21 protein-coding genes, 10 tRNA genes and 1 pseudogene are annotated in these 25,321 nt (G+C 39.0%); 6 read left to right on the top strand and 26 right to left on the bottom strand.

Features of this window, described 5'->3' with window-relative positions:
• Nucleotides 1–22: 22 nt before the first annotated feature.
• Both ABX891_RS11320 and ABX891_RS11325 read right to left on the bottom strand, forming a co-directional pair.
• Nucleotides 23–2,392, bottom strand: a complete 2,370-nt coding sequence (locus ABX891_RS11320) for a TonB-dependent receptor domain-containing protein (protein ID WP_354629521.1) — start codon at nucleotides 2,390–2,392, stop codon at nucleotides 23–25.
• 194 nt (nucleotides 2,393–2,586) lie between these two features.
• The gene (locus ABX891_RS11325) at nucleotides 2,587–3,630 is read right to left on the bottom strand and encodes an alkene reductase (RefSeq protein WP_354629522.1); all 1,044 of its coding nucleotides are present in this window, start codon (nucleotides 3,628–3,630) and stop codon (nucleotides 2,587–2,589) included.
• Between the two features lie 224 nt (nucleotides 3,631–3,854).
• Between ABX891_RS11325 and ABX891_RS11330 the strand changes: the two genes are divergently transcribed.
• Complete coding sequence (locus ABX891_RS11330; protein ID WP_002962412.1) at nucleotides 3,855–4,244, top strand: DUF2750 domain-containing protein; 390 nt, start codon at nucleotides 3,855–3,857, stop codon at nucleotides 4,242–4,244.
• A 66-nt stretch (nucleotides 4,245–4,310) separates the two neighbouring features.
• On the opposite strand, the gene ABX891_RS11335 is transcribed toward ABX891_RS11330, so the two are convergent.
• On the bottom strand, nucleotides 4,311–5,180 hold the full coding sequence (locus tag ABX891_RS11335) for an alpha/beta fold hydrolase (RefSeq protein WP_354629523.1): 870 nt from the start codon (nucleotides 5,178–5,180) through the stop codon (nucleotides 4,311–4,313).
• Between the two features lie 106 nt (nucleotides 5,181–5,286).
• A pseudogene (locus ABX891_RS11340) lies at nucleotides 5,287–6,612 on the bottom strand (OprD family outer membrane porin).
• 629 nt (nucleotides 6,613–7,241) lie between these two features.
• Between ABX891_RS11340 and ABX891_RS11345 the strand changes: the two are divergent.
• From ABX891_RS11345 to ABX891_RS11355, 3 genes are read left to right on the top strand one after another with little or no spacing between them, the layout of a single operon-like run.
• A complete protein-coding gene (locus tag ABX891_RS11345) occupies nucleotides 7,242–7,592 on the top strand; it encodes a hypothetical protein (RefSeq protein WP_354629524.1) in 351 nt (116 codons plus the stop codon).
• 16 nt (nucleotides 7,593–7,608) lie between these two features.
• Nucleotides 7,609–8,223 (top strand): CHASE domain-containing protein, encoded by a 615-nt coding sequence (locus ABX891_RS11350; RefSeq protein ID WP_354629525.1) that lies wholly within the window; start codon nucleotides 7,609–7,611, stop codon nucleotides 8,221–8,223.
• Complete coding sequence (locus ABX891_RS11355) at nucleotides 8,214–9,917, top strand: PAS domain-containing hybrid sensor histidine kinase/response regulator (RefSeq protein ID WP_354629526.1); 1,704 nt, start codon at nucleotides 8,214–8,216, stop codon at nucleotides 9,915–9,917. Before ABX891_RS11350 ends, ABX891_RS11355 begins: the two co-directional genes overlap by 10 nt.
• Nucleotides 9,918–9,987: 70 nt before the next feature.
• On the opposite strand, the gene ABX891_RS11360 is transcribed toward ABX891_RS11355, so the two are convergent.
• The 21 genes from ABX891_RS11360 to ABX891_RS11460 form a co-directional block, all read right to left on the bottom strand.
• A tRNA-Ser gene (locus ABX891_RS11360) sits at nucleotides 9,988–10,077 on the bottom strand.
• Between the two features lie 176 nt (nucleotides 10,078–10,253).
• Nucleotides 10,254–11,294: a quinolinate synthase NadA gene (gene nadA / locus ABX891_RS11365; protein WP_002962419.1), complete on the bottom strand. Its 1,041-nt coding sequence runs from the start codon at nucleotides 11,292–11,294 to the stop codon at nucleotides 10,254–10,256.
• Nucleotides 11,295–11,435: 141 nt separating this feature from the next.
• Nucleotides 11,436–11,511, bottom strand: a tRNA-Lys gene (locus ABX891_RS11370).
• 63 nt (nucleotides 11,512–11,574) lie between these two features.
• Nucleotides 11,575–11,650, bottom strand: a tRNA-Lys gene (locus tag ABX891_RS11375).
• 83 nt (nucleotides 11,651–11,733) lie between these two features.
• Nucleotides 11,734–11,809 (bottom strand) — tRNA-Lys (locus ABX891_RS11380).
• A 24-nt stretch (nucleotides 11,810–11,833) separates the two neighbouring features.
• A tRNA-Lys gene (locus ABX891_RS11385) sits at nucleotides 11,834–11,909 on the bottom strand.
• Nucleotides 11,910–11,992: 83 nt separating this feature from the next.
• A tRNA-Lys gene (locus ABX891_RS11390) sits at nucleotides 11,993–12,068 on the bottom strand.
• 85 nt (nucleotides 12,069–12,153) lie between these two features.
• Nucleotides 12,154–12,229 (bottom strand) — tRNA-Lys (locus tag ABX891_RS11395).
• An 84-nt stretch (nucleotides 12,230–12,313) separates the two neighbouring features.
• Nucleotides 12,314–12,389: transfer RNA gene (locus ABX891_RS11400), tRNA-Lys, on the bottom strand.
• A 70-nt stretch (nucleotides 12,390–12,459) separates the two neighbouring features.
• Nucleotides 12,460–12,535 (bottom strand) — tRNA-Lys (locus tag ABX891_RS11405).
• A 226-nt stretch (nucleotides 12,536–12,761) separates the two neighbouring features.
• Nucleotides 12,762–13,511 (bottom strand): tol-pal system protein YbgF, encoded by a 750-nt coding sequence (gene ybgF / locus ABX891_RS11410; protein ID WP_354629527.1) that lies wholly within the window; start codon nucleotides 13,509–13,511, stop codon nucleotides 12,762–12,764.
• Nucleotides 13,512–13,524: 13 nt separating this feature from the next.
• A complete protein-coding gene (gene pal / locus ABX891_RS11415) occupies nucleotides 13,525–14,067 on the bottom strand; it encodes a peptidoglycan-associated lipoprotein Pal (RefSeq protein ID WP_002960636.1) in 543 nt (180 codons plus the stop codon).
• A gap of 34 nt (nucleotides 14,068–14,101) precedes the next feature.
• On the bottom strand, nucleotides 14,102–15,460 hold the full coding sequence (tolB, locus tag ABX891_RS11420; RefSeq protein ID WP_182195913.1) for a Tol-Pal system beta propeller repeat protein TolB: 1,359 nt from the start codon (nucleotides 15,458–15,460) through the stop codon (nucleotides 14,102–14,104).
• 9 nt (nucleotides 15,461–15,469) lie between these two features.
• Complete coding sequence (gene tolA, locus ABX891_RS11425; protein WP_182195910.1) at nucleotides 15,470–16,396, bottom strand: cell envelope integrity protein TolA; 927 nt, start codon at nucleotides 16,394–16,396, stop codon at nucleotides 15,470–15,472.
• 4 nt (nucleotides 16,397–16,400) lie between these two features.
• Nucleotides 16,401–16,829, bottom strand: a complete 429-nt coding sequence (gene tolR, locus ABX891_RS11430; protein WP_002960641.1) for a protein TolR — start codon at nucleotides 16,827–16,829, stop codon at nucleotides 16,401–16,403.
• Nucleotides 16,816–17,520, bottom strand: a complete 705-nt coding sequence (tolQ, locus tag ABX891_RS11435) for a protein TolQ (RefSeq protein ID WP_002960643.1) — start codon at nucleotides 17,518–17,520, stop codon at nucleotides 16,816–16,818. Before tolQ ends, tolR begins: the two co-directional genes overlap by 14 nt.
• A 963-nt stretch (nucleotides 17,521–18,483) precedes the next feature.
• Nucleotides 18,484–19,491: a Holliday junction branch migration DNA helicase RuvB gene (gene ruvB, locus ABX891_RS11440; RefSeq protein WP_354629528.1), complete on the bottom strand. Its 1,008-nt coding sequence runs from the start codon at nucleotides 19,489–19,491 to the stop codon at nucleotides 18,484–18,486.
• Nucleotides 19,492–19,498: 7 nt separating this feature from the next.
• Nucleotides 19,499–20,116: a Holliday junction branch migration protein RuvA gene (gene ruvA, locus ABX891_RS11445; protein ID WP_002960647.1), complete on the bottom strand. Its 618-nt coding sequence runs from the start codon at nucleotides 20,114–20,116 to the stop codon at nucleotides 19,499–19,501.
• A 2-nt stretch (nucleotides 20,117–20,118) separates the two neighbouring features.
• Nucleotides 20,119–20,643 carry a crossover junction endodeoxyribonuclease RuvC gene (gene ruvC / locus ABX891_RS11450; protein WP_002960649.1) on the bottom strand — a complete coding sequence of 175 codons (525 nt, stop codon included), beginning with the start codon at nucleotides 20,641–20,643 and terminating at the stop codon, nucleotides 20,119–20,121.
• Nucleotides 20,644–20,773: 130 nt separating this feature from the next.
• The gene (locus tag ABX891_RS11455; RefSeq protein WP_354629529.1) at nucleotides 20,774–23,275 is read right to left on the bottom strand and encodes an ABC transporter permease; all 2,502 of its coding nucleotides are present in this window, start codon (nucleotides 23,273–23,275) and stop codon (nucleotides 20,774–20,776) included.
• A complete protein-coding gene (locus tag ABX891_RS11460; protein ID WP_354630136.1) occupies nucleotides 23,265–23,978 on the bottom strand; it encodes an ABC transporter ATP-binding protein in 714 nt (237 codons plus the stop codon). Before ABX891_RS11460 ends, ABX891_RS11455 begins: the two co-directional genes overlap by 11 nt.
• Between ABX891_RS11460 and ABX891_RS11465 the strand changes: the two genes are divergently transcribed.
• Both ABX891_RS11465 and ABX891_RS11470 read left to right on the top strand, forming a co-directional pair.
• A complete protein-coding gene (locus ABX891_RS11465; RefSeq protein WP_354629530.1) occupies nucleotides 23,979–24,602 on the top strand; it encodes an arylesterase in 624 nt (207 codons plus the stop codon).
• Nucleotides 24,603–24,713: 111 nt separating this feature from the next.
• Nucleotides 24,714–24,790 (top strand) — tRNA-Pro (locus ABX891_RS11470).
• A gap of 276 nt (nucleotides 24,791–25,066) precedes the next feature.
• Here the strand turns inward: ABX891_RS11470 and ABX891_RS11475 are convergent.
• Nucleotides 25,067–25,315, bottom strand: coding sequence for a hypothetical protein (locus tag ABX891_RS11475; RefSeq protein WP_002960658.1), 249 nt, complete (start codon nucleotides 25,313–25,315; stop codon nucleotides 25,067–25,069).
• Nucleotides 25,316–25,321: the final 6 nt, after the last annotated feature.

Genomic DNA, 25,321 nt, shown 5'->3' on the forward strand with positions numbered 1-25,321 from the left:
TAATTCAATTACTAAAACTTAATTAAAAGTCAGCGGTAAATGTAACTGCTGCGGTGCGAGGCGCACCAATGTAGTAAGTAGCGCCGTTACCAGTACCACCTGCTAAGTAGCTTTTGTCAGTAACGTTATAAACAACAAACGATACGTCAATGGCTTTAAACGGACCTGCATCTACGTCAGTTGAATAACCTGCATTAAAATCAAGTACGGTGTAGCCGTCTACTTTATTACGCGTGCGAGTATCTTCGTCTTGCCATGCACCTAAGCGCTCACCGGTGTATTTAGCCGATAAACCAACACGAAAGCCATCGCTAAAGTAATCGGTAGATACCACAAATAAATCTTCTGATGAATCTATTATGCTGTCGCCTTTTCTAAAGCTCGGTGCTACCTCATTACCACTTTCATCTCTTAATATTACACCCTGTGAATCGTATGCATTTGGATCATCGGATGAATACTCAGAACTGCTATTAGTATATGACGAGTACACGCTCCAGCTTGGTGTTAACATATAGCTTGCTGCAAGCTCAAGCCCATTTGAGTCAATACCCCCTACATTTACGTACGAGCCATTTGTACCAATGGTGTAATCAATCCCATCTGTGCCACTACCAGGGGCAATAAAGGTAATGCGGTTATCAAACTTAACACTGTAAGCCGTTGCTGTAAGGGTTAATCTGTCGGCTTGGTAACGTACACCAAAGTCGATGTTGTCGGCAGTTTCTGGCTCTATGTTTGTAAGTGTTGAGCTATCTCGCTCAAGCACACCGTCTTTTATTGCTGCAAAATTTTCGCTGTAGCTGGCAAATAATTCTGTGTTGTTATTTAGCTGATACAATACGCCACCGCTAAATAACACGTCTGAGTCGCTATCTACTTTATCTGATCTTTCGTTAGCAAAGTGGTCGTACTTTTGTAGTTCAACTAAATACTGTTTTACACCAATATTTAACGTTAAATCACCAAAATTAATCGAGTCTTGTAGGTACCATTTGAATGTATCGGTATCAAAAGTGTTTTTGTATTGTGTCCAGTAAGGCGTGCTATCAAAGTGATGATAAATACGCGCATCAATTACTTTGTGCCAATCACGCGACTCATCACGTTCGCTTTGCTCATACCAAAAGCCCGCTTCGATATCGTGATCACCAAATGTAGCTTGGTAATTTGCCGTTACACCTAAACGATCTTTGTTGTAATGCGTGTGGCGGTAAGACATAACAGGCGTTGCTGTTGCATCGTAACACGCAGGATTTAAACCAGGACCCGACTCCCATGGCCAGCTCAAACTTTGCGTACAATCGGCATTGGGTGCAAGCGGGTTGCCTTCACTATCAGCAAAACCATAAGAGCCTGCATTAGTGCCACCCTCGGTTGTTGGGTTGCCATTTTCATCAACCGGCGTTGTTAAATAAGGTGGGATCCAATCGCCGCGACCTGAATTTTTATGATAATAAGGGCTAACAGTTAATAATGAAGTTGGCGAAATAGCGTATTCAAATTTTAAATAGCCTAAGGTATTTTCACGAAGCGTTCCCCAACCTTCTGCAAACATTTGGTCAAAATGCGGAACTCCTGTCCAATTCCATGTTAGCTGATCCCAATCGGGTGTTTGTTCAAACTGCTCAAGGCTTACGCTGTTATAGTTTGTCTCGCTTACATCATCGTAAGATAAACGACCAGTAAGTGTTAAATCGTCAAAATTAGATACAAACTTAAGCTCTGCGTGTTGGTTGTCTTTGCCCCCATTACTGCCTGAACCAATCCAGCGGCTTGTATCGGTTTGCGAGTAACTTACGTACGCTTGTGTGTTATTAAAAACAGTGCCTGTTTCGTGTTTAATATAATAACGCGTGGCATCGTGACTGCCTGAGGTATAAGCAAAGGTAGTGCCTTTTTCAAGGCTTGGGTCTTTACTTACAAAGTTAAATGTCCCGCCTAGTGCTTCAAGTGAAGCCGACTTAATATCAGACGTACCTTGACCTACTTCTACCGTTGCTAAATTTTCACTCTCCAAGTAACGATTAGCTTTAGCACCACCGCCGTAATTAGAGCCACCATTGGGAATGCCATCAACGGTCATACCTAATTGTTGTTGGTTTCCATCAATACTAAAACCACGCATAGTGATTGTAGTAGACCAATCGTCGCCACCAAATGCATCACCTTCGTTTATGCTAATCCCTGGTAAGTTATCAATAACCGATAATATGCTCGATACCGAACTTTGCTGCTCAAGCATTGCAGGCTCAATAACATTGTTAGCGTAGCTCGTTGGTTTAGCTACAACGGTTACTTCTTCTATGGTGTTGTCGTTAGCATAAGTAGATGTTGATACCGCCATGGCAATAGCCATGCTCAATAGCGATTTGTTTTTTAAAGCGTACATTGTTGTCCCGTTTAGTTTTAATTATGAAATATGAAAACGAGCACAGTATGAATTTTAAATATGACAACGAGGATGAACTTTATTTACATAAAGGTTAAACAAATATGGAAGATTTATGGCGGGAATATGTACAAAAAAAGACACTCAAAGGTTTAACTTTGGGTGCCTTAATAACTAAATATAATATTTAGCTGTTACTTCAATTCAGCTAGCATTTCATCGCTGTAAGGTACTAACTCTTCACCGTTTGCAATTTTGCTAATGTAATCTGGGTTTGCGATAAGTGGGCGACCAATAGCAATTAAATCAAACTTAGCATCGTTAATTGCCTCTTTTGCTGACTCAAAAATATAGCTGCCTACGCCTACTAATGTACCTTTGTAGCCTGCACGTAAAAATTCAGACGTCGTTTTACCTTCAAGCGAATCAAACGTTGTACTGTCGTCAAAAATACCGCCGTGTAAATATGCTAAATCTCTCTTCTCAAGCTCTGGTAATAAGTAATCAAATACCGTTTTATCACGGTTATCTTCGCTCATATTAAAATAAGCACCCGGTGTAACACGTAAAGCAGTACGCTCATTACCTACAGCAGCGATAACTGCATCGGTTACTTCTAGTGCAAAACGCGACATATTTTCAGGCGTTTGACCGTATTCGTCGCTGCGTGTATTTGCAGCGTAATGTAAAAACTGGTCAATCAAATACCCGTTAGCACCGTGAATTTCTACCCCGTCAAAACCCGCTTCAATCGCATTTTCTGCCGCTTTTGCGTAATCAGCTACTAAGCCCTTAATGTCATCTATAGTCGCTGCTTTTGGTGTGATATATGTAAGCTCACGCATACGAGGTACAGAGCCTTCAACGCCAATTGCTGATGGTGCCAGTACATCGCCATCAAAAAAGTGAGGATGTGCAACACGGCCAACATGCCAAAGCTGTGCAAACATTTTGCCGCCATTAGCGTGCACTGCGTCTGTTACTTTTTTCCAACCTTGAATTTGCTCACTGGTAAATAAACCTGGTGTATTTGGGTAACCTTGCGCGTCTGGACGAATAATAGTTCCTTCGCTAATAATTAAACCGGTTTCGGCACGGCGAGCATAATATTCAACCATATCTTGTGTTGGCACTAAGTTATCGTCAGCCATACAACGCGTTAATGGCGCCATAAGTACGCGGTTTTTAAGCTCAATCGTATTATTTAGTTTAAACGGAGCAAGTAAATCAGTAGTCATTTTTCAATCCTTCATTAAGTATATGCTTACTACAATGTGGCCTTTTTACAAACATTCAAGCTTATTTTGAATGATCGCTCAAATTAGTTGTGACTTATACTGCTCAATATACAAATTAGATCCGCATTGCTGAAATTAAATAGCAACTTTTCAACACTCTGTCATATAACTCGATATACTTGTGTGCATATAATTTAGATATAGTAATTAAGAGTGAGCTAATTATGACAACGCCAAATTTAAGCGAAGAACAAGCAGTAATTTTAGGGCTTGGGGCAAAAAAACGCCTAGCCTATATGTTCGAAACCGTACAACAATTTAAACAAGTATGGATTTTAAACGATGATGATGGCTGCGTTATGCTTGCCAACGAAGATGACGACTGTGTGCCAGTTTGGCCAACTCGCGAATTTGCAGAAGCATGGGCAACTGGCGAATGGGCTGGCTGCAGCGCTAAAGCAATTCCACTTGCTGACTGGTTTAGTCGCTGGACACCAGGCCTTGAAGAAGATGACTTACTTATTGCAGCCTTCCCTACAGAGGAAGACGACGGCACGATATTGTTTTCAGACGAGTTTGAAAAGCAATTAAAAGCACCAAAGAAAAAATATTAAGGTTCAAAGCCTAAATGCTCAGAGTTATTAATTTATAAACGCGGCACTTAATTTAGTGCCGCGTTTTTATTGGCAATTTCTAAAATCCAAATAAGCCTGCGTAATAGCATCTGGATTTTCTACTTGCGGATAATGCTCAAGCTCTACAAACTCTTGTACGCGCGCATTCGGAATAAGCTTTTTATAATGTTCAATCATGTGCTTACCAGAGATGGGATCTTCTGCGCCTGCTATAAACGTAAGTGGTATATTGCTATTTATGATGGCACCAACCCAACGTTCTCGGTTTTGCTGCCTCTGCTTTATATAACTAATGAGTTTAGGCATAACGGCTAAACCATCTTTATAAATTAGCAACTCCCAAAGTGTGTCTACCACTTGTTTTGAAGGCGGTGTACTTTTACTAAAAATAGTCACTAAATTATTGGCAAATTTTTGTTTATTCATTAATTTTGGCACTATCCAACCTAGCTTTGAAAGTAAAAGCTTTTGTATAAATAATGGTTTATGCACCTCAGGAAATAACCCACCATTTAAAAAACACACGCTGTTTATTTTAAAGTCACTTTGGCTAACCACTTGCCTTGCTAATAACTCTTGAGCCACAGTATCGCCATAGTCATGAGCTAAAATATGTACATCATTAATATTTAACGTTTTTAAAAATTGGGTATATAAGTTGGATTGTTCGGTAATTTTATAAGTAGCGTTTATTGGTTTATCTGACAAACCAAAACCTAGCATATCGAGCGTAATTACAAAATAATGTTCACTAAGCGTTTGCCACATACCTTCCCAATCCCAGCTAGCACTTGGAAAGCCATGTATTAAAAGCAGCGCAGGCTTAGTTATATCACCAGCTATTTTTGTAAATATTTGATGGCCAGAAATATGAGTGAATTGGCCCTGCGATTGCCACTGTTGAAGAGAAAACATATATTAGCTTTATTTTTATTATCTATTTGTTAGTTTTATCATAGTGGTAATTAATAAAGGAAATAAAACCAATGTATAAATTTGCATTGGCTTATTAAACGTTATTTTAAAATTTAATAGTGTAATCTACATAAACTCGGTGGTCGGCTCTGTCGCCTTTAACACCATCAACGCTGCCTGATTTTTCGGTTGTATAATCTACAAATAACCAGCGCAAACTTAAGCCTTTTATTTTCTCAACTTTATAGCGCGTATCTACAGCCCAATATTTTTCATCAGCTGTGCCAGCTAACTTACCCAGCGCAGAGTTTTCAGCATCGCTACCGCTTGTGTAGTAAAACTTTGTTGTTAAACCTGGCGATACTGCTTTTAAATCAATGCCAAAACGTGCCTGCCACGTTGCCTCGTTTTGATTTGTTAAATCGGCACCAATCAATGAGCGAGTTGGAAATGGGTTTGTACCATGACCGCCACTAAAGTTATCTTCAATCCAAGCATCACTTACCTTAGTAAATGCCGCACCTACACTCCAAATATCTTTTTTCCAATCAGCATCTAAGTAATAGGCAAATCCATCGTTTTCACTTTTAGTTAAACCTGTTAATGCACCAGGTGCATCTTCATCATCTAAATCGCCGCCCTCTGCGCCTGTTACAAATAAATCACCATCATCTTGTGAGGTAAATATGCCAGTTGAAAGGGTTAACTTACTTTGCTTAAGTTTAATGCCGTAACTAATTTTTAATCCCATTTTACTTAGCTAATTGTGGGAATTTAAATATTCAGCCTCTAATGTTATGTCGTCTTTTTTATGCGTAGCACCTACGCCCCAAATTACGCTAATGGCGCCAGGTGCCGATTGATCGGTAGAAAAGTCTTCCCATCTTTCATCATGTCGACGGCTCCATTTGTCGTATACGTAACCATATAATTTAGTGTTGCCAATTTTGTAATCGCCAAAAACGCCTCTAAAAGTATTAGGAATAGCACGGCTGCCTGAGCTTTTTAAAAGCATACTTTTGGTTTTTTGCCCACCTACTTTAACGTGACCGTTGTTGCCCAATTTAAAATCTAAAAAATATTGACCAAATTTAGAAAAGCTATCGTCTACTCCGCCACTCTCATTACCTGCTGGTAAAATATTACCTGCGGCTGAACCTGTAGAGTTAATATTCATTACGGTGTAAGTCGATACAACCACACTCAATAAATCATTTATATAACCCGATGTGTAATTGAGCTCTATACCTTGAGCAAAAGTTGAATCGTCACTTGCGTCGTTACCGTAGTCACGGTCAAAATAAATTGATCTAAGTTTTATATTAAATTCATCTTGTTCTGTCAGCCCATTAACAGCAGCATACGAAGGAATAGAAATACATGTTAATACTGCGCCTGTTGCCGCAAGTAATTTAGATACTCGGTGAGCCATAGTTATCTCCGTTACCTTGTTTTTTTAAGTTTTTACTGTGCAGCACATAGGAATATGTATGCTTTTGACCTACACGGCAAACATGTCATAAGGTAATTACATTTCAAGTAATTACATTTCTTTCATGCTAGTAAATATAGAACAATATAAATTTATAATGTTTTAATTTTTATATTATAAAATATTAAGAGTTTGTTTTATTACGGATGAATTGTAAAAACTGGTAAAGATTACCTCTTACTCACTCGTATCTAAGTCGCTAATTTTATTTAAAAAAACATCATAATATTAATTTAATTTAATTTTACTTGATTTAAACTTACCTAAGTAAAGTTATGAGCAGCTGATTTCTTCTAAAAATCAATAAGCACAAAAACCAGCGCCTTTTGCTACTACTTTTGTTGGTATCTATAAAGTGATGCAGAATTTATAAATTATTATATTTATATGTATTTTAATTTTATCTTGAGGCTTACAATCAACTTTTTAGACTCCCCCTACTCTAAACCTCTATAAAATATATACATTCCAATTAATAACAAAGTTGTGTCTTGAATAATAGGTGCTATATTTATCACGTTATTAAAATAGAAACACACTTACTGCGACTCATGAAAAAGGATTAATTAATGATTCAAGCACGACCGGTTAATAAAGGGTTATTAATCTCACTGCTTCCTCACGTCATTTTATTAGTTGCGGGCATTATACTTACCTACTTTGCTCATATTAAACACCAAGAAGCCATAAAAAATAAAATAAACAATGCGCTTGATAACCGCCTATCCTCGCTTTCTACAGGTATTAACAGTAGGCTCGATTTGTATCAATATGGGCTATTTGGTTTAAAGGGCTTTGTACATGGGATAGGTGCAAATAACTTAAACTATCAAGCCATAACTAACTACTCTGGGAGCCGTAACTACGCTAAAGAATTTCCTGGAGCTAATGGTATGCTATATAAAAAAAGTTGGCATTGAGCAATTAAATAAATTTTTGAATGATGCAAAAAACGATAGACCCGATCAGACATTTAATTTGAATACACTCGTAGCGACTAGTGATGAGCATTTTATAATTCAATATATTTTTCCTGAGCAAAAAAACTTACAAGCAATTGGATTAGATATTGGATCTGAGAGCATGCGCAAACAGGCAGCACTGAATGCTGCCATAAATAATACAACCCAATTAACGGCGCCACTGACTTTAGTACAAGCGAATAAACTCTCGCAACAAGGCTTTTTAATATTAGTGCCAATATATAAAACCATTACTATTTCTGATAATAAAAAACAGCGCCTTAATGAGCTTTTAGGTTGGGCATATTCGCCGTTGTTAATTGATAAAATTTTAGACTCACTTTCACACTTTGACGAAAATCAACTAACGATAAGTGATATCAATAACAATACTGAGACTGATTTTTTTAGTTATGGCATAAAAAGCAAAACTAACGATTATCAATTAACTAAAATTATAAAATTAATGGGTAGAACGTGGAAAATTACCATTGATGCCTCAGACGCCTTTATTTATAACCTTCATCTTCCTAGTCGGTATCAAGCCATGTTAATGGCTCTTTCGCCACTATTGGCTGTATGTTTGTAGTTTTTTTAATTCAATTGTTTATTTTTAGAAGAAACCAAAGAATTAAGAGAAAAACACTTCAGGCTAAAAAAAATAAACTCGCATTGCAGCAAGCAAATTTAAAACTAGAAAGCGAAGTTAAACAACGTACTCAAGAAATAGCCGATATGAACATGCTCCAACAAAGTATTTTAAACAGTGCTAGTTATTCAATTATTGCGACCGACACAAACGGCTTAATAACTCTATTTAATCCCGCCTCTGAAAAGTTATTAGGCTACAAAGCGCAAGATGTTATTGGCATTAAAAACCCTGGCATATTTCATTTAAAAGAAGAAATTATAAAAAAAGCTAAACTACTTAGTGCTGAATTAAATAAACCTGTACCCCCTGGTTTTGAAGTATTTATCCTAAAAGCAACAGCAACAGAGCCAGATATTAATCAATGGACATACATTTCTTCTACAGGCGAAAAAATACAAGTTAATTTAAGTGTCACTTCGTTGTTAAATAACGAAGGAGACACCGTTGGCTACTTAGGTATTGCTTACGATTTAACAGAACAAATTGACCACGAGCAAGCCCTTGGTCACTCAAAAGAACTTGCTGAGCAAGCATCGCAAGCAAAGTCTGAATTTTTAGCAAATATGAGCCACGAAATACGAACCCCGATGAACGGTATACTTGGCACATTACAACTATTACAAGAACAACCGCTTAATGAAAAATCAAAAGAGTATTTAAAAAAATCACTGTATTCAACTCGAGCACTCACCACCATTATTAACGATATTCTTGATTTTTCTAAAATTGAGGCTGGCAAGCTCTCATTAGAGCATAAGCCTTTTGACTTTTTTGAACTTATTCATCACTTAGAGTCAGACTTAGGTGTGCAAGCAACAGATAAAAACATTTACCTTAAATTTGTGATTGATATTGAGCACAAGCATTGGGTGGGCGACCCAGTTAGACTCAGACAGGTATTTTTAAACTTAATATCTAACGCGATTAAGTTTACATCTAAAGGTGGCGTTACAGTAACGTTTAGGCTAACCGACGCAAACAAAATATGTTGTTGTATATCAGACACGGGGATTGGAATTTCTGAGCAAGCAATTAATCGATTGTTTGAGCGCTTTGAACAAGCTGAGCAATCAACCACGCGTGAATATGGTGGTACGGGCCTTGGCTTACCCATCACTAAATCATTAATAGGCCTGATGAATGGCGAAATTAAAGTAACAAGCCAGTTAGGTTCAGGGAGTCAGTTTTATGTGTACTTACCATTAAAACAAGCGCAGGTGGATGACAGCACATTAACAACCAAAAATATTGAGCTTCCTGACCTATCTGGAAAAATTATTTTATTAGCTGAAGATAATAAAATAAATCAGCTTGTTGCAGCTGCGATGCTTGAACCAACTAAAGCCACCATTATTATTGCCAACAATGGTTTAGAAGCGATTTCATTATACGAGTTACACAAACCAGACATTATTTTTATGGACATTCAAATGCCAAAAATGGATGGTCTTCAGGCATGTAAAAAAATTAAAGCGCTTAATAGCGAACAAATTGTTATTGCATTAACTGCTAATGTTTTTACAGAACAAAAAGAAATATACAGGCAGTTATTTGATGGTTACGTTTCAAAACCAATCGAAAAACATGAACTTGTCGGCATGTTATCGATACTTTGCTTAGTAAATAATTAGTCATTCTGAGGGCATTAAAAAACCCAGTTATTGTTACCTTTCGATATTAATAACTGGGCTCTAAGAATAATGGTGGAGGGAGAGGGATTCGAACCCTCGTTAGGGATAAACCTAAACACACTTTCCAGGCGTGCGCCTTCAGCCACTCAGCCATCCCTCCACGGTGCTGCAATTGTGTAATGCAACAGCGCGCTATAGTATGAAATAGACCCTTAAGGTGCAAGGCATTTTTAAATTTGGGCCTTTAAATGCTTACTAATCAAGCAACACTTACCTATAGGCACAAAAAAACGGCTAAATCTAAGACTTAACCGTTTTTAATTTATACTTTAAAAGTTACTTAGCCATGCTCGCAGTAAACTCAAGCATGCGATTTAAGGATTTAAGAGCGCCTTCGCGTAAATCCATATCAACGAATACTTCTTTGCCTTTAGGACTTATGAGGGCTTCTTCAATCGCTTTTAAGCCATTCATTGCCATCCAAGGGCAATGTGCGCAACTTTTACATGAAGCGCCCTCACCTGCCGTAGGAGCCGCAAAAAACTCTTTATCTGGACATAGTTGCTGCATTTTATAAAAGATGCCGCGATCAGTTGCTACAATAAACTTTTTATTGTCCATTGTTTGCGCTGCTTTGATTAATTGGCTCGTAGATCCAACCGAATCGGCAAGAGCAACTATTTCTGCTGGTGACTCAGGATGAACTAAAACGCCTGCATCTGGGTGTAGCGCTTTCATGTCTTTAAGTGCTTTTGTTTTAAACTCGTCATGTACAATACATGCGCCATTCCACATAAGCATATCAGCACCGGTATTTTTTTGAATATAACTACCAAGGTGCTTATCTGGGCCCCAAATGATTTTTTCGCCTTGCTCATCGAGGTGCTCTACTATTTCAAGTGCACAGGATGAAGTTACAATCCAATCTGCACGTGCTTTAACAGCCGTAGAGGTGTTTGCATATACAACTACTTTACGATCAGGGTGCTGATCGCAAAACGCAGAGAACTCGTCTATCGGGCAACCAATATCTAACGAACATGTTGCTTCAAGCGTTGGCATAACAACCGTTTTATTTGGCGTTAAAATTTTGGCTGTTTCGCCCATAAATTTTACGCCCGCAACAATAATCATATCTGCATCGTGACGTGCGCCAAAACGCGCCATTTCTAGCGAGTCGGCAACGCAGCCGCCGGTTTCTTCAGCAAGTGCTTGAATTTCAGGATCGGTATAATAATGGGCAACAAGTACTGCATTTTTATCTTTTAGTAATTGTTTTATACGCGCTTTATATTCGCCTTGCTCGTCTTGTGTTAACGGTGCTGGCTTAGGGGGAAAAATATAACCTTCAGGCATAATAGTTTGAGCTAGACTCATGTTCTCGACCACTTATCTACAGTGCATTAATTAGGGCGAATTATACGAGAATATGAAAGCAAATAACAGCAAACTAGTAAGGCTGTTTATAAAAAATAAAGTGGGAAATTAAAAAAGAATATAAAGGAAAGTATTAGAGAGTGGTGGGTCATGATGGATTTGAACCATCGACCAATTGATTAAAAGTCAACTGCTCTACCAACTGAGCTAATGACCCGCTCTAATATAAATCTGCTTTGTAAAAAGCTTGCGTAAATCCGCCGATTAAACTGTCATAGAATGGTGGGTTATGATGGATTTGAACCATCGACCAATTGATTAAAAGTCAACTGCTCTACCAACTGAGCTAATAACCCAATCTATGCGCTTATTCAATTATGAATGAAGCTTACGTATATCCGCCGATTGATGCCAAACACTATTCATAAGGAATAAAGAATGGTGGGTCATGATGGATTTGAACCATCGACCAATTGATTAAAAGTCAACTGCTCTACCAACTGAGCTAATGACCCGCTCTTATATAACTTTTCATAGAATGGTGGGTTATGATGGATTTGAACCATCGACCAATTGATTAAAAGTCAACTGCTCTACCAACTGAGCTAATAACCCGTTCTATGCACTTATTCAATTATGAATAAAGCTTACGTAAATCCGCCGATTGATGCCAAACCGTATTCACAAGGAATAAAGAATGGTGGGTCATGATGGATTTGAACCATCGACCAATTGATTAAAAGTCAACTGCTCTACCAACTGAGCTAATGACCCGCTCTATTGTTACGTTTAAATGCAACTTACTACTTTGCGTAAATCCGCCGATTGGAACCAGTCATTATTCACAAGGAATAAAGAATGGTGGGTTATGATGGATTTGAACCATCGACCAATTGATTAAAAGTCAACTGCTCTACCAACTGAGCTAATAACCCATTCCAGATGCTAACTTATTACTAAGTTAAAGCTTACGTAAATCCGCCGATTGATGCCAAACCGTATTCACGAGGAATAAAGAATGGTGGGTCATGATGGATTTGAACCATCGACCAATTGATTAAAAGTCAACTGCTCTACCAACTGAGCTAATGACCCGCTCTGACGTTGCGTTTTATAACAACTTAGTATTGTACGTAAATCCGCCGATAAAAGACCATTCAAAGAATGGTGGGTTATGATGGATTTGAACCATCGACCAATTGATTAAAAGTCAACTGCTCTACCAACTGAGCTAATAACCCTCTCTTTTTGTCGCATTTCGAGTGGGGTAACCATTCGTTTGCTGCGGGCGCTTATAATACTTATTTATAAAATGAGTGCAACCGAAATTGTCTCTTTTTTTAAGTTTTTATGTCTAGATGCACAAAATTAAACCGTTTGTGCTCAAACTACATGCAAATCCAAGATTCTTCGGGAGTTTCCATGTAGTTTGCTCGCCTTAACTAGAAATTTAATCGCTAGTGAACTTTAGTTTCCCAAACGATCAGTTGCTAGTTTTGCAGCGGTAGTACTTGGATATTGATTGATAAGATCGCTCAATATTTTTTGTGCTTGCGCCGCTGAACCTTGATCTTGTAAAAGTGTGCCTAACTTTAGCATTGCATCGGGGCGTTTATTAGAATTTGGAAATTCGTTAACAACCACTTTAAAATGCTCTACCGCTTTTACGCCATCATTTTTAATAGTAAGCAACTGCCCTAACCAATAATGCGCGTTAGACGCATATACAGAGTTTGGATAGGTAGTTAAAAACGTTTGAAATTCAGGAATCGCTTGATCATAACGTTTATCTTTCATTATTAACGCAACAGCACGCTCGTACGCTTCATTTTCAGATAAGTCACTGCTGTAGCTCTGTGCATCGTTTGGCTGCGCCTGTTCGGCTACTGGAGCTGCTGTTGGCTGTGTATAAGCCTGGCTCACGCGGTTTTCAATTTCTTGATACAACTCACGCTGACGCTGCAGTACTTTTTCAAGTTTGTAGCTTTGCTCTTCAGTTACACCGCGAATTTGACTTACTTCGTCTTGTAACAAGTTAAGTTGTTGCTGTAACTCTACTTGTAAAAAGTTACGCGACTGCATCATATTCTCAAGCGACGCTAATCGCTTCTCAATACTTGATTGTGAATTTGCAGCTTCTGAAACAGGAGCGGGAGCAGCCATTAACTGGGTGCTCCCGCTCAATATCATGGCTGCCAAAATAATTTTCGGCTTCATAATATCTCTTATCTTAGTAAACTAGTACCGCACGGCGGTTTTTAGCGAAAGCTGATTCAGTGCGAGATTTAACCATTGGCTTCTCTTCACCGTAGCTTACCACTGACATTTGGCTAGCTGAAACACCTAAGCTTAATAGGTATTTTTCAACTGCTTGGCCACGGTGCTCACCTAGTGCAATGTTGTACTCTGGAGTACCGCGCTCATCTGCGTGGCCTTCAATTAGTACTTTAACTGATGGGTTTTGAACTAAAAACTCAGCATGTGCACGAAGTAAATCAGCGTACTTACCTTCAACAGTAGCTTTATCAAAGTCAAAGTAAATTACTTGCTCTTGACGAAGTGCTTCGTACTTTTGACGAAGTTGCTCTTCTGCTTGTTGCTCAGGAGAGATTGTAGCTACTTCAACTGTATCAGTGTTAGTTGATTGCTCAACAACGCCTTGATTTGATTGGTTTGCAGCACCTTCATCAATATCAGAAGATGAGCTACAAGCTGCTAATGTCATTACTGGCACAGCAATTAGCAGGCCTTTAAGTATTTTGTTAAGTTGCATTGAGTAGATTCCTATTTTGAGTAAACCAGTAATATTACTGTAAGTATGGCGACCAAGCTGGCGCCTTTACTTGTCCGTCTAGCACAGGTAACCGTGCTTTAAAGCGGCCGTCCATCGATACTAGCGCAAGTACCTGTTTATTATTATGGAGCGTGCTGTATATAATCATCGAACCATTTGGCGCTATGCTCGGTGATTCATCTAGGCGTGTTCTCGTTAATACTTGAAACGCGCCTGTAGCCAGCTCTTTCTTAGCAAGATGGTACTGCCCGTTGGTACGGTTAACCATCACTAATTCTTTTCCATCTGGTGTTATAGAACCAGCAAGGTTCATATCACCATCAAAGGTGAGTCGTTGTGACCTACCTGTTTTTAAATTTAACTTATAAATCTGAGCATTACCACCCCTTTCAGATGTAAACACAATATCTTGGCCATTAGGGTGCCAAGATGGCTCAGTATCTATGCTACGATGATTTGTTAAGCGTGTTTCTTTACGTGTAGCAAGGTCAAGCATGTAAACTTCTGTCGCACCCGTCTTATCCTTAGAAAGCACTAATAATAGCTTTTTACCATCTGGCGAAAACTGCGGTGCACCATTAATACCACGGTAGCTTGCTATTATTTCACGCTTACCTGTGTATATATCTTGAATGTAAATTTGGCTTTGACGGTTTTCAAACGTTACATACGCTAATTTAGTACCATTTGGTGACCATGCTGGCGACATTAATGGTTCTTTTGAACGAAGTAACACCTGTTCGTTAAAACCATCGTAATCGGCAACAACTAACTGATAAGGTTTAAGATCGTTATCACGTACTATTACATATGCAATTTTAGTTAAAAACGCGCCCTTTTCACCCGTTAGCTTTTCATAAATTACATCACTAATGCGGTGTGAATAACGACGAAAACCACTCTCGCCAATAACACTTTCACGCGCTTCTAAAATATGATCTTGGCTTTTAACTAACTTACCGTTACTCATCATTTGCGTATTGCCACCAGTAATTTGGCCACGAATCACATCAACTAATTCATAACGGACTAAATAACGCCCATCAGTTTGTTGTTCAACCTCACCAACAAGAACAGCTTCAACACCTTTATTAACCCAAGACGCATAATCAATTTCGCCATCTTTACTTGGCTGTTGCGGCATTTGCGCCACATCAACAGGTTTAAACTTACCACTGCGCATTAAATCGGCAGCAATAACACCACTTAGCTTTTCAGGGATTGGACCAACACCTTGGTATTTAAAAGGTACAATGGCTATAGGCCTTGCACCGTCTACACCTTCTGTTATTACAATTTCAAGCGCTGCATTGGCAACACCCGTAAACCCAAACAGTAAAACTAAACAGGCTATTTTTATTTTGTTGAACATATCATTCCTTTAAAATTCTGGCTTGATTGTTAAATTAATATTCTTAAGTTTTTCGAATACGTCTTTATCTTTAGATACCGGTAATGTGTCAGCCATGCGCACTGCTCTTAATGCAGCTTCACATACTAGCTTGTCTCCACCTAATGATTTAACTTGCGTTACTAAACCATTAAAGCCCAAACGAATATTAACTCGGCACTGTTGGTTTTTCATTTTTTCATCAATCAGTAAGTTTTGCTGAATACGCGCCATAATTAATGCACGGTACTTATCCACTTCGCTCACCACTTGTTGCTGACGTATTTTACTACGGGCAGCCTGCTCTTTGGCAAGTTGCTCTTGTAACATTTGCTCTTGCATTGCTTGCTGGCGTTTACGTTCGGCCTCAGCAGCACGCTCTTTTGCTTCCTCTTCACGCTTTTTGCGCTCAGCCTCTGCTTTTTTAAGCGCTTCTTCTTCAGCTTTGCGTTTGTCAGCTGCTGCTTTTGCTGCGTTTTCAGCTTCTTGCTTTTGCTTTTCGGCTTGCTTAGCTTTAGCACGCTCTTTTTGCTCAATGGCACGTGCTTTTTTAGCTTCTGCTTCGGCTTGCGCTTTTTCTTTCTCTTTCGCCTTTCGCTGTTGCTCTAACTTTTTAATATTACGTGCTTCTGATTCGCGTTGTTTGCGTGCATTGGCCGCTCTGCGTTCTAAATCACGGATGCGTTTATCTTCAGCACTTTTTTTATCTTTTTCTTTCTTTTGAAGTTCAGCAATTTTTTGCTCAACTTGTTTTTGATCAACTGTAACGGCTGATACTGCTTTATCTGGCGTAGGTATAGCCGAATTAAGCGTTACTTCCATTACTTTAGGTGTTGGCGGATGAATATTTGCAGAAGCATACAAAAATCCACCAATCCCTAAATGAAGTACTATTGATTTTACTACTGAACTATTCATACAGCTACTTCCCCTCAAAGGATTCAGTCATTAATCCTACTGATGGTACGCCTGCATTTTTCAAAAAATCCATTAGTAATAATACTTCTTGATACGACACCTTACCCGAGCCTTTAATCATGACTGGCACGTCAGGGTTTTTCATTAACTGTAATTTTATAACCGCAGCTACATCAAGTGCTTCCATAGGCTCTTCAGGATCAGTACCTACACTCACGTAATATTTACCTTGTGCATCTATTGAGGCAATAATAGGCGGAGTATCTTTAGTATCAACTAAATCAGACTCTTCCATTTTGGGTAAATCAACTTTTACACCATGCGTAATAAGCGGTGCTGTAGCCATAAATATTATAAGTAGTACCAACATTACATCAATGTAAGGTACTACATTAATCTCTGCGACCGGACGGCGCTTTTTACGCTGATACATTCGCTTGTGCCTCTATTTGTGTAGCTGCTTGACGGTGTAAAATATTAGCAAACTCTTCCATAAAGTTAATATAGTGAGACTCAAGCTTTTCAACACTGTTTGAAAAACGGTTATAAGCAATAACAGCAGGGATCGCCGCAAATAAACCCATAGCAGTGGCAATAAGTGCCTCTGCAATACCAGGTGCTACCATTTGTAATGTAGCTTGCTTAACTTCACCTAGTGCAATAAAGGCATTCATTATACCCCACACTGTACCAAACAAACCGATGTACGGACTTATAGAACCTACTGTTGCTAAAAACGATAGACTCGATTCCATTTTTTCAATTTCACGAGAAAGCGCAACACGCATAGAGCGGTGCGTTCCTTCCATAACAATACTCGCACTTTGAAATGTATTCTTTTTATGACGAGCAAACTCTTTAAAGCCCGAAGTAAACAAAGCTTCAATGCCTTGAGACTGACCGCTGCGTGACGATATCTCGTTATATAATTTGCTTAAATCAATACCCGACCAAAACTTTTGCTCAAATTTCTTAGCATTTATTAGCGCATCCGATATTGCTTTTTTACGTTGAAATATAATTGTCCACGACATTACAGACATGGCAACTAGCCCTAACATTACTAATTGAACAAGCAAACTTGCTTCTAAAATTAGATCTAAAAAATTAAGCCCTGATCCCACGTTAAACTCCTAAATAATTTCAAAATACGGCAAATTGGTTAATTTGTGTAAATATGACCGCTTACACGGCCAAAAGTTGCATCTAGTGTATCTAGTCCATTTCAAGCTGACAACGGTATTGCTATGAATAGGCAACAAAAAACGTTAAAAAACAGCTTTAGTTGGCATTTCCCTTTGCCTCAGTATTTTATTTAAACTTTTAAACAAACTCGCTAACTATAAATATGCGTAAATATATACATGAAACGTCATAAAATGCGCCGTTTATTCAAAATAAGAGCATAAACACTCAAAACCTATAAGCCTCACCTGTACGTAATAGTAAAACTAATACCGAGCTATAACGAAATAAATTACTTAAGTTATAAATTTCATAAACTTATAAATTTAACGATTAATTAACGCACAAGATTCAAACAACAATAAAATTCACTAAATTAGTTTTTCTAATCTGAAAATACAAATTTTCTAGTTTGAACAAAAAAGTAAACTTACGTATTATTCTCCCATACCGAGCTAGCGCACTGAATGAGATAGTTTCATTAAGCCAAGTTCTTAGTAATAGGGTATTTTATCGTATTACATTGTTTTACTCTTTCTGGATAAAACCAAATTTAGTAAAACGTAGTTCCCCTGGATTACTTCCTTCAACTTGTTGTTTGCCCGCATTTTTTGCGGGCTTTTTTTTGCCTGCAATTTAGTGCGCTACATATTTTATTTATAAACTAATAATTGCCCTACCTAATTTACAATAAGTAATTCGCTTACTAGTTTGAATGGTACGCAGGATAGCTTCGCGAGTCTTAACGCCCTGTGAATTAACAGTTAACTATAAAGCGTATTAGTATTTTGAAATAACATTTGCAACAGAGTGTTGAGGTTTTGAGTATAATAATTTGAAACAAAGGGATACTGAGACAATTACCTGCTGCGCAATAAAACGCAGCAAGTAAAGTATATAGGCTAGTCTTTTTTAGGAAGTAAACCAAAGTGATGGTATGCACTGTCAGACACTATGCGCCCACGTGGTGTACGCTGAATAAATCCTTGCTGGATTAAAAATGGCTCTATTACATCTTCTATTGTTTCGCGCTCTTCACCAATAGCAGCCGCTACATTGTCGAGCCCTACTGGTCCGCCCATAAATTTTTCGATTATGGCGAGTAAATATTTGCGGTCCATATAATCAAAACCACTTTTATCTACGTCAATCATATCAAGGGCTTGCTTAGCTACATCGGCGTTTACTGTGCCGTCAGATTTTACTTGAGAGTAATCGCGTACACGGCGCAATAAGCGGTTTGCAATACGTGGTGTGCCGCGCGAGCGCTGCGCGATTTCGGTAGCACCATCGTCACACATTTCTAAACCAAGATAATGTGCTGAACGCCCTACTATGTGCGATAAATCTTCTACAGAATAAAACTCTAATCGCTGCACAATTCCAAAACGGTCACGCAGTGGCGATGTAAGCGAGCCTGCTCGTGTGGTTGCACCAATGAGTGTAAATGCAGGTAAGTCTAATTTAATAGAACGCGCAGCTGGGCCTTCACCAATCATTATATCAAGCTGGTAGTCTTCCATTGCGGGATACAGTATTTCTTCAACTTGCGGGCTTAGCCTGTGTATTTCATCGATAAACAGTACATCGCCCTCTTCTAAATTAGTAAGTAGAGCAGCTAAATCGCCTGCTTTTTCAAGTACAGGGCCTGATGTTGTTTTAATACTTACGTGTAACTCATTGGCTACAATATTTGCAAGCGTGGTTTTACCAAGCCCAGGTGGGCCAAATATTAATAAATGATCAAGCGCTTCACCACGGGTTCGGGCAGCTTCAATAAAAATTTCCATTTGCTGCTTAACATGAGGCTGGCCTCTGTAGTCGGCTAAAAGTTTTGGTCTTATTGCACGATCTATAGAGTCTTCATTTGTTTTTTCAGTCGCATCAATTAAGCGATCCGCTTCAATCATGGGTTACTCACAACATAGATTTTAAAGATTCTCTAATAAGAACCTCAGTAGACATATCGGGTTTACTTATCGATTTTACTGCTTTTTGAGCTTGTGGCAATTTATAACCTAATGCAAGCAGTGCCGATACGGCATCATCCGCTGCATTATTAGCAATTGTCGCATCGCTCATTGGCTCTATTACTGCGCTGTCGCTAAATGGCGTAAATAAATCATTACCCCAATCTTTTAGTCTGTCTTTCATTTCGAGTACTAAACGCTCGGCTGTTTTTTTACCTACACCGGGTAATTTAACAAGCGATGTTGAGTCTTCGTTATTTACACAACTTACAAATTGTTTTGCCGACATGCCCGATAAAATAGCTAAGCCAAGTTTTGGCCCTACGCCATTTGCTTTTAATAGCTCTCTAAACAAGGCACGTTCAACTTTATTATTAAAACCAAATAATAGTTGAGCATCTTCACGCACTACAAAGTGAGTGTAAACAATCGCATTTTCACCAATTTTTGGTAAATCGTAAAAACAGGTCATCGGCATTTGTACTTCGTAACCTACACCACTTACTTCGAGTAATATTTCTGGTGGCTGTTTTTCGACTAAAATACCATTTAAGCGGCCTATCATAATTATTTCCTTAAACGTCCTCTAACGGTTTTGCTTGCGCTGCCCGCTAGTTTAATTAAATTTTGTTCTGAGTGGGCGTGGCAAATCGCAATAGCGAGTGCATCAGCTGCATCGGCCTGTGGCGTACCGGGTAGTTTTAAAATATTTTTTACCATGTGTTGCACTTGTGTTTTATCTGCGCCACCGTTGCCTACTACTGCTTGCTTAATTTGCCTAGCTGAGTATTCAAATACGGGTAAGTCGGCCATCGCAGCGCCAACTATCGCAGCGCCTCTAGCTTGGCCTAGTTTTAAAGCTGAATCGGGGTTGTGCGCCATAAATACTTTTTCAATGGCAAAGGTTTCTGGCGAAAACTGCTCAATAAGCTGTGTAATGCCTTGGTAGATCATTTTAAGCCTAACCGGAAAAGGATGATCGGCTAACTTAATACAGCCACTGCCTAAGTATGTAAATTTAGAACCTTGATGGGCAACAACACCATATCCGGTCAAACGTGAACCAGGATCGATCCCTAAAATGATGGCCAAACAGCGCTCCATTGTTATTATTTTTAAATTACGCTAATAATGCCAGAGCACTGTATAAATTACCAGTACAAAGAAAAACAAAAATGCCCACGTACTAGGTGGGCATTTACAGGAACATGTTAGTTTAAGCTTACCCTAGGGCACGCACTAATCCTTGGGTATTTTGTTTAAGTGTTCGGGCAATCATTAAATAGCCTAAACCAGCCACAAATACACCGCCAGCTACCGGACCAATAATCCATATATGCGGATGTAACTTACCTGCTAAATCAAACATTTGTTGCTGCACAATTAAAAGCGCTATATCACTAAAAAATGCGGCAACTAAGCCAGCTAAACCGCCTAGTAATAAAAACTCATACAGGGTCGCGTTTTTAATTAATCGGCTTTTAGCGCCAAGCGTTCTAAGTATTACAATTTCTTGCATACGCTCACCTAAACTAGCTTGCACTTGCGATATAAGTACAAGCGCGCCACACAGCACAACAATTGCAAGTACAAAGCCAATGGCGAGCGATACTTGCGAAATAGTTGTTTGTATTTGCTTAACAAAGTTATCAATATCAATCGCTGTAATAGTAGGGTAAGTACGTAATAACTGGCTAAAGTCACGTTTTTGATCTGGATTTATACGTACCGACGAAATATACGTCGCCGGAAAATCTGCAAGTACATCAGGACTTAAAATAATAAAAAAGTTAGGTTTAAGCGTGGCCCAATTTACTTTGCGCACACTGGTGATTTTAGCGTCGAACGACTGCGAACCAATTAAAAATGTAAGCGTATCGCCTATCTCAACATCTAAACGCTCAAGCATCGACTCTTCTACTGAGGCTTCAGCCATCGCATTTTCACCAAACCACGTGCCTTGTGTTACTTCATTTTGATCAGGCACATTTTTAAGCCATGTTAGATTTAGCTCACGACCAATACCTGCACGTGCTTCTTCGTCTTTTTTCTCGTTGTCTTGCAGCGATACAGAACGGACTACCAACTCGCCGTTCACCGCATTTACGCGCCCACGAATAGTTGGATAAAACTCTGATACCTGAATGTCTTTTTGAGCTAAATATTCATTAATTGGCTCAAGCTCATTTTGCGTAATATTAACTAAAAACGCATTAGGCGCGTCGCTTGGAAGTTGCGACTGCCAATCAGATATCATGTCGTTTTTAAGTACCACTAAAAACAGCAGTAATTTAATCGCTAACGAAAAACTAATTAACTGTACCGCGTTCACATTGGCACGCTTTTGAATAGATGCAATTGCAAGCGACCAACTATTACCTGGCTTTAATCCTAGTTTTCGACCACCACCAAATATTAATTTAGATACTAAAAACAGCACACCAATTAGCGCAAGTGTTGATATAAACAAAATAAGCGTTATTTTTATGTTGTTACTAAATAACCACATTAATAAAAACACGGTTAGCGCACTCATACCTAAATGCACACGACTTACTGCCAACTTGTCGCCTAAGTTACGGCGCAGAACTCTAAGCGGTGGAATATCAAATAAATCAAATAATGGTTTAATAGAAAACATAACAGCACAAATTACGCCGGTGCTTATAGCCACCAGCCAAGGTTTAAAGCCACCTAAGGGTAACTCTGTGCCCATACTTTTTGATAAGTAACTTGTTGCTATTTCTTGCAAACCATAACCAATTAACAGCCCTATACTTACCGCCATTGCACATACAAGCAATAAATGAAGCATGTATATTTTGCGGATCATTGAGCGGCTACCGCCGAGCGTTTTCATCATCGCTACTGGGTCGTATTGGCGTTCACAATAACGTTTTGCTGAAACAGCTATAGCCACTGCAGCCAAAATAATACCTAATAGGCCGGCAAGTAATAAAAAGCTCTCTGCGCGGTTTAAACTGTTTGAAATGGGTGATTGGCGGTCTTTAACGCCATACCATTGTTGGTTTTCTTTCATTTGTGGTTTAAGCCACTCGTAAAAGCTATTTATGTCGGCCTCACTACCTGCATAAAGTTGGCGGTAATAAACACGACTACCTGGCTGCACAACTTCGGTTTTTGCCACATCGTCAATATTAATAAGCACACGACGGCTGCTTGAAAATACATTAAATGGCGCGTCTGGCTCTTCTACAATAACTTTTGAAACATTAAATAATGCAGCGCCAAGCTCTACTTGCGCGCCTATATCAATATTTAAACTGTAAAATACCGATTCACTTAGCCACACATTACCCGGCGTTGGTCCGCTATTAGCAACTTTAGTTTCACCGGTTAGGGTATCTTTAACTTTTAACTGCCCTTTTAGCGGGTACGCATTAGATGCCGCTTTTACTGAGCTAAACTGCATTTCATCATCGGCAAACAACATAGTGTCGAAATACACCATTTGCGCTGTTTTTAAATTTTGGCTCTGTGCTTGAGTAATAAAAGCGGTGTCCAGAACATGATCGCTGGCAAGTACACGGTCTGCTGCAATAAAAGCACTGCTTTTTTGCGCAATACTTTGCCCTATTCGCTCAGTAACCATCGACAATGTAAGCACGGTTAACACAGCAAGAGCGATAGCTGCGCTTATAACCGTGAGCTCACCACGGCGAAATTCTCGTGAAAATAATTTAAGCGCTAACTTAACCCACATTAGCAACGTCCTCTACTTGGCTTTTTACCAGTAAACCCGCTTCTATTTGAATAATGTGCTCACATTTTTGTGCAAGCCCTTCATCATGAGTCACTAAAATAAGCGTAGTGCCGTGTTGCGTGTTTAAATCAAATAATAAGGATTCAATCATTTTACCGTTTTTGCTGTCTAAATTAGCCGAAGGCTCATCAGCAAATAGTATTTTAGGTGTACCAATAAATGCTCGCGCAATAGCAACACGTTGCTGTTCACCGCCAGAGAGTTGCGACGGATAATGATCAATTCGATGGCTCAAGCCTACTTTTTCAAGCAAAGCAATTGCTTGCTCTTTCGCATCACTTTCACCAGCAAGCTCTGCTGGTAGCATAACGTTTTCTAGTGCAGTTAAGCTTTGTACTAACATAAACGATTGAAACACAAATCCAATTTTAGCCGCGCGCAGTGCAGCACGCTCTTCTTCATCTAAATTGTGTAATGGCTCGCCATCTAAAAACACTTCTCCGCTGCTGGCGGTATCCAGCCCCGCTAATAAACTGAGTAACGTTGATTTACCAGAGCCCGACGTGCCAACTATAGCAACAGACTCGCCATGCTTGACATTAAAGCTGATGTCGCTGAGGATGGGCAGCTCACCTTCAAAGGTAGAGACTACTTTAGACAAACCATTAACCTGAATTATATTTAATTGAGAAAGCGCTGACATATGACTCATTCAATCCTTCGTTTAGTATTCATTTTATTTTTAGTTATCAAACCGCTGAGCGCAGCAGCCGACAACACGATTTTAATACTCGGTGACAGTTTAAGCGCAGCCTACGGACTTCAACAAGAAGAAGGCTGGGTAAAATTGTTACAAGATAAATACGATGACGAACAAGCCGACATTGAACTTATCAACGCCAGTATTAGTGGCGAAACATCTGGTGGAGCCCTACGCCGTTTAGATGCATTGCTTGAGCAATACGAACCCACTCATGTACTTATTGAGCTAGGTGCTAATGACGGTTTACGTGGTTTCCCAGTTAAAAAAATGCAAACTAACTTAACGTCTCTTATTCAAAAAAGCCAAGCAGCTAATGCGATGACCGCCTTAATGGAGGTTTACATTCCCCCTAATTACGGCCCGCGTTACAGTAAAATGTTTACTGACACTTTTTCGCGCGTTAGCGAAGAGACAAATGCGCATTTAATGAACTTTTTTATGCTAAACATTGCCGGCCAACCTGAATTAATGCAAAACGATAGTTTACACCCTAACAAAAAAGCTCAGTTATTAATACGCGATGAGATGTATGACTCGATCAAAAAGTGGTTATATAAAGACTAGCCAATTAATACACCGCAAGAGTGCCTTTTTAGGTCTCTTGCATAATAAACACCCAAACAAACAATCGCTTATTGATTTTTAAAAAAATACACGTACTATTGCATACAACGTCGGTATGTGGCGCAGCTTGGTAGCGCACTGTCATGGGGTGGCAGGGGTCGAGAGTTCGAATCTCTCCATACCGACCAATTAACTAAACCTATATCAATAAGTTAAACTTCTCTTCAAAATATAGCCAAAATTCATCTGTTTTGATTCTACAATTTATCCGTAGCACTATCTTATTTATCTAAGCGCACTTAATAAAACTGAGTTTAGCTGGCTAGTTTTGTGGTTTTTGAGGGGGGTTGTATTTAATTGTTATTAACTTGAAGTGGCCTTTGTGGAATCTATATGAAGGCATTTGATTTCAATTTATTGAAATTAAAATAAAAAAGCGCTCTAAGCGCTTTTTTATTAAAGTACTAGTGCTTGCGCCCTACACCATTACGTACCATATCTTGCCCTGTTTGGAATACATCTTCTGTAATACTGCGCGCTAAAAGCAGCTTTTGTTGGTCGTCAAACACGGCTACAAAACGACTACCATCACTATTGTTTGTTGCCATACCAACGCCCGAAACACCTTTAAGGCCAAGACCGCCGTTTTCTACATTTAATAAAAAGCTTTCTAATTCGGCTAGACTAGAAATTACATCATTTTCTTTATTCATTTTAAC

The sequence above is a fragment of the Pseudoalteromonas sp. NCIMB 1079 genome (assembly GCF_040567695.1).
Taxonomy (GTDB): Bacteria; Pseudomonadota; Gammaproteobacteria; order Enterobacterales; family Alteromonadaceae; genus Pseudoalteromonas; species Pseudoalteromonas distincta.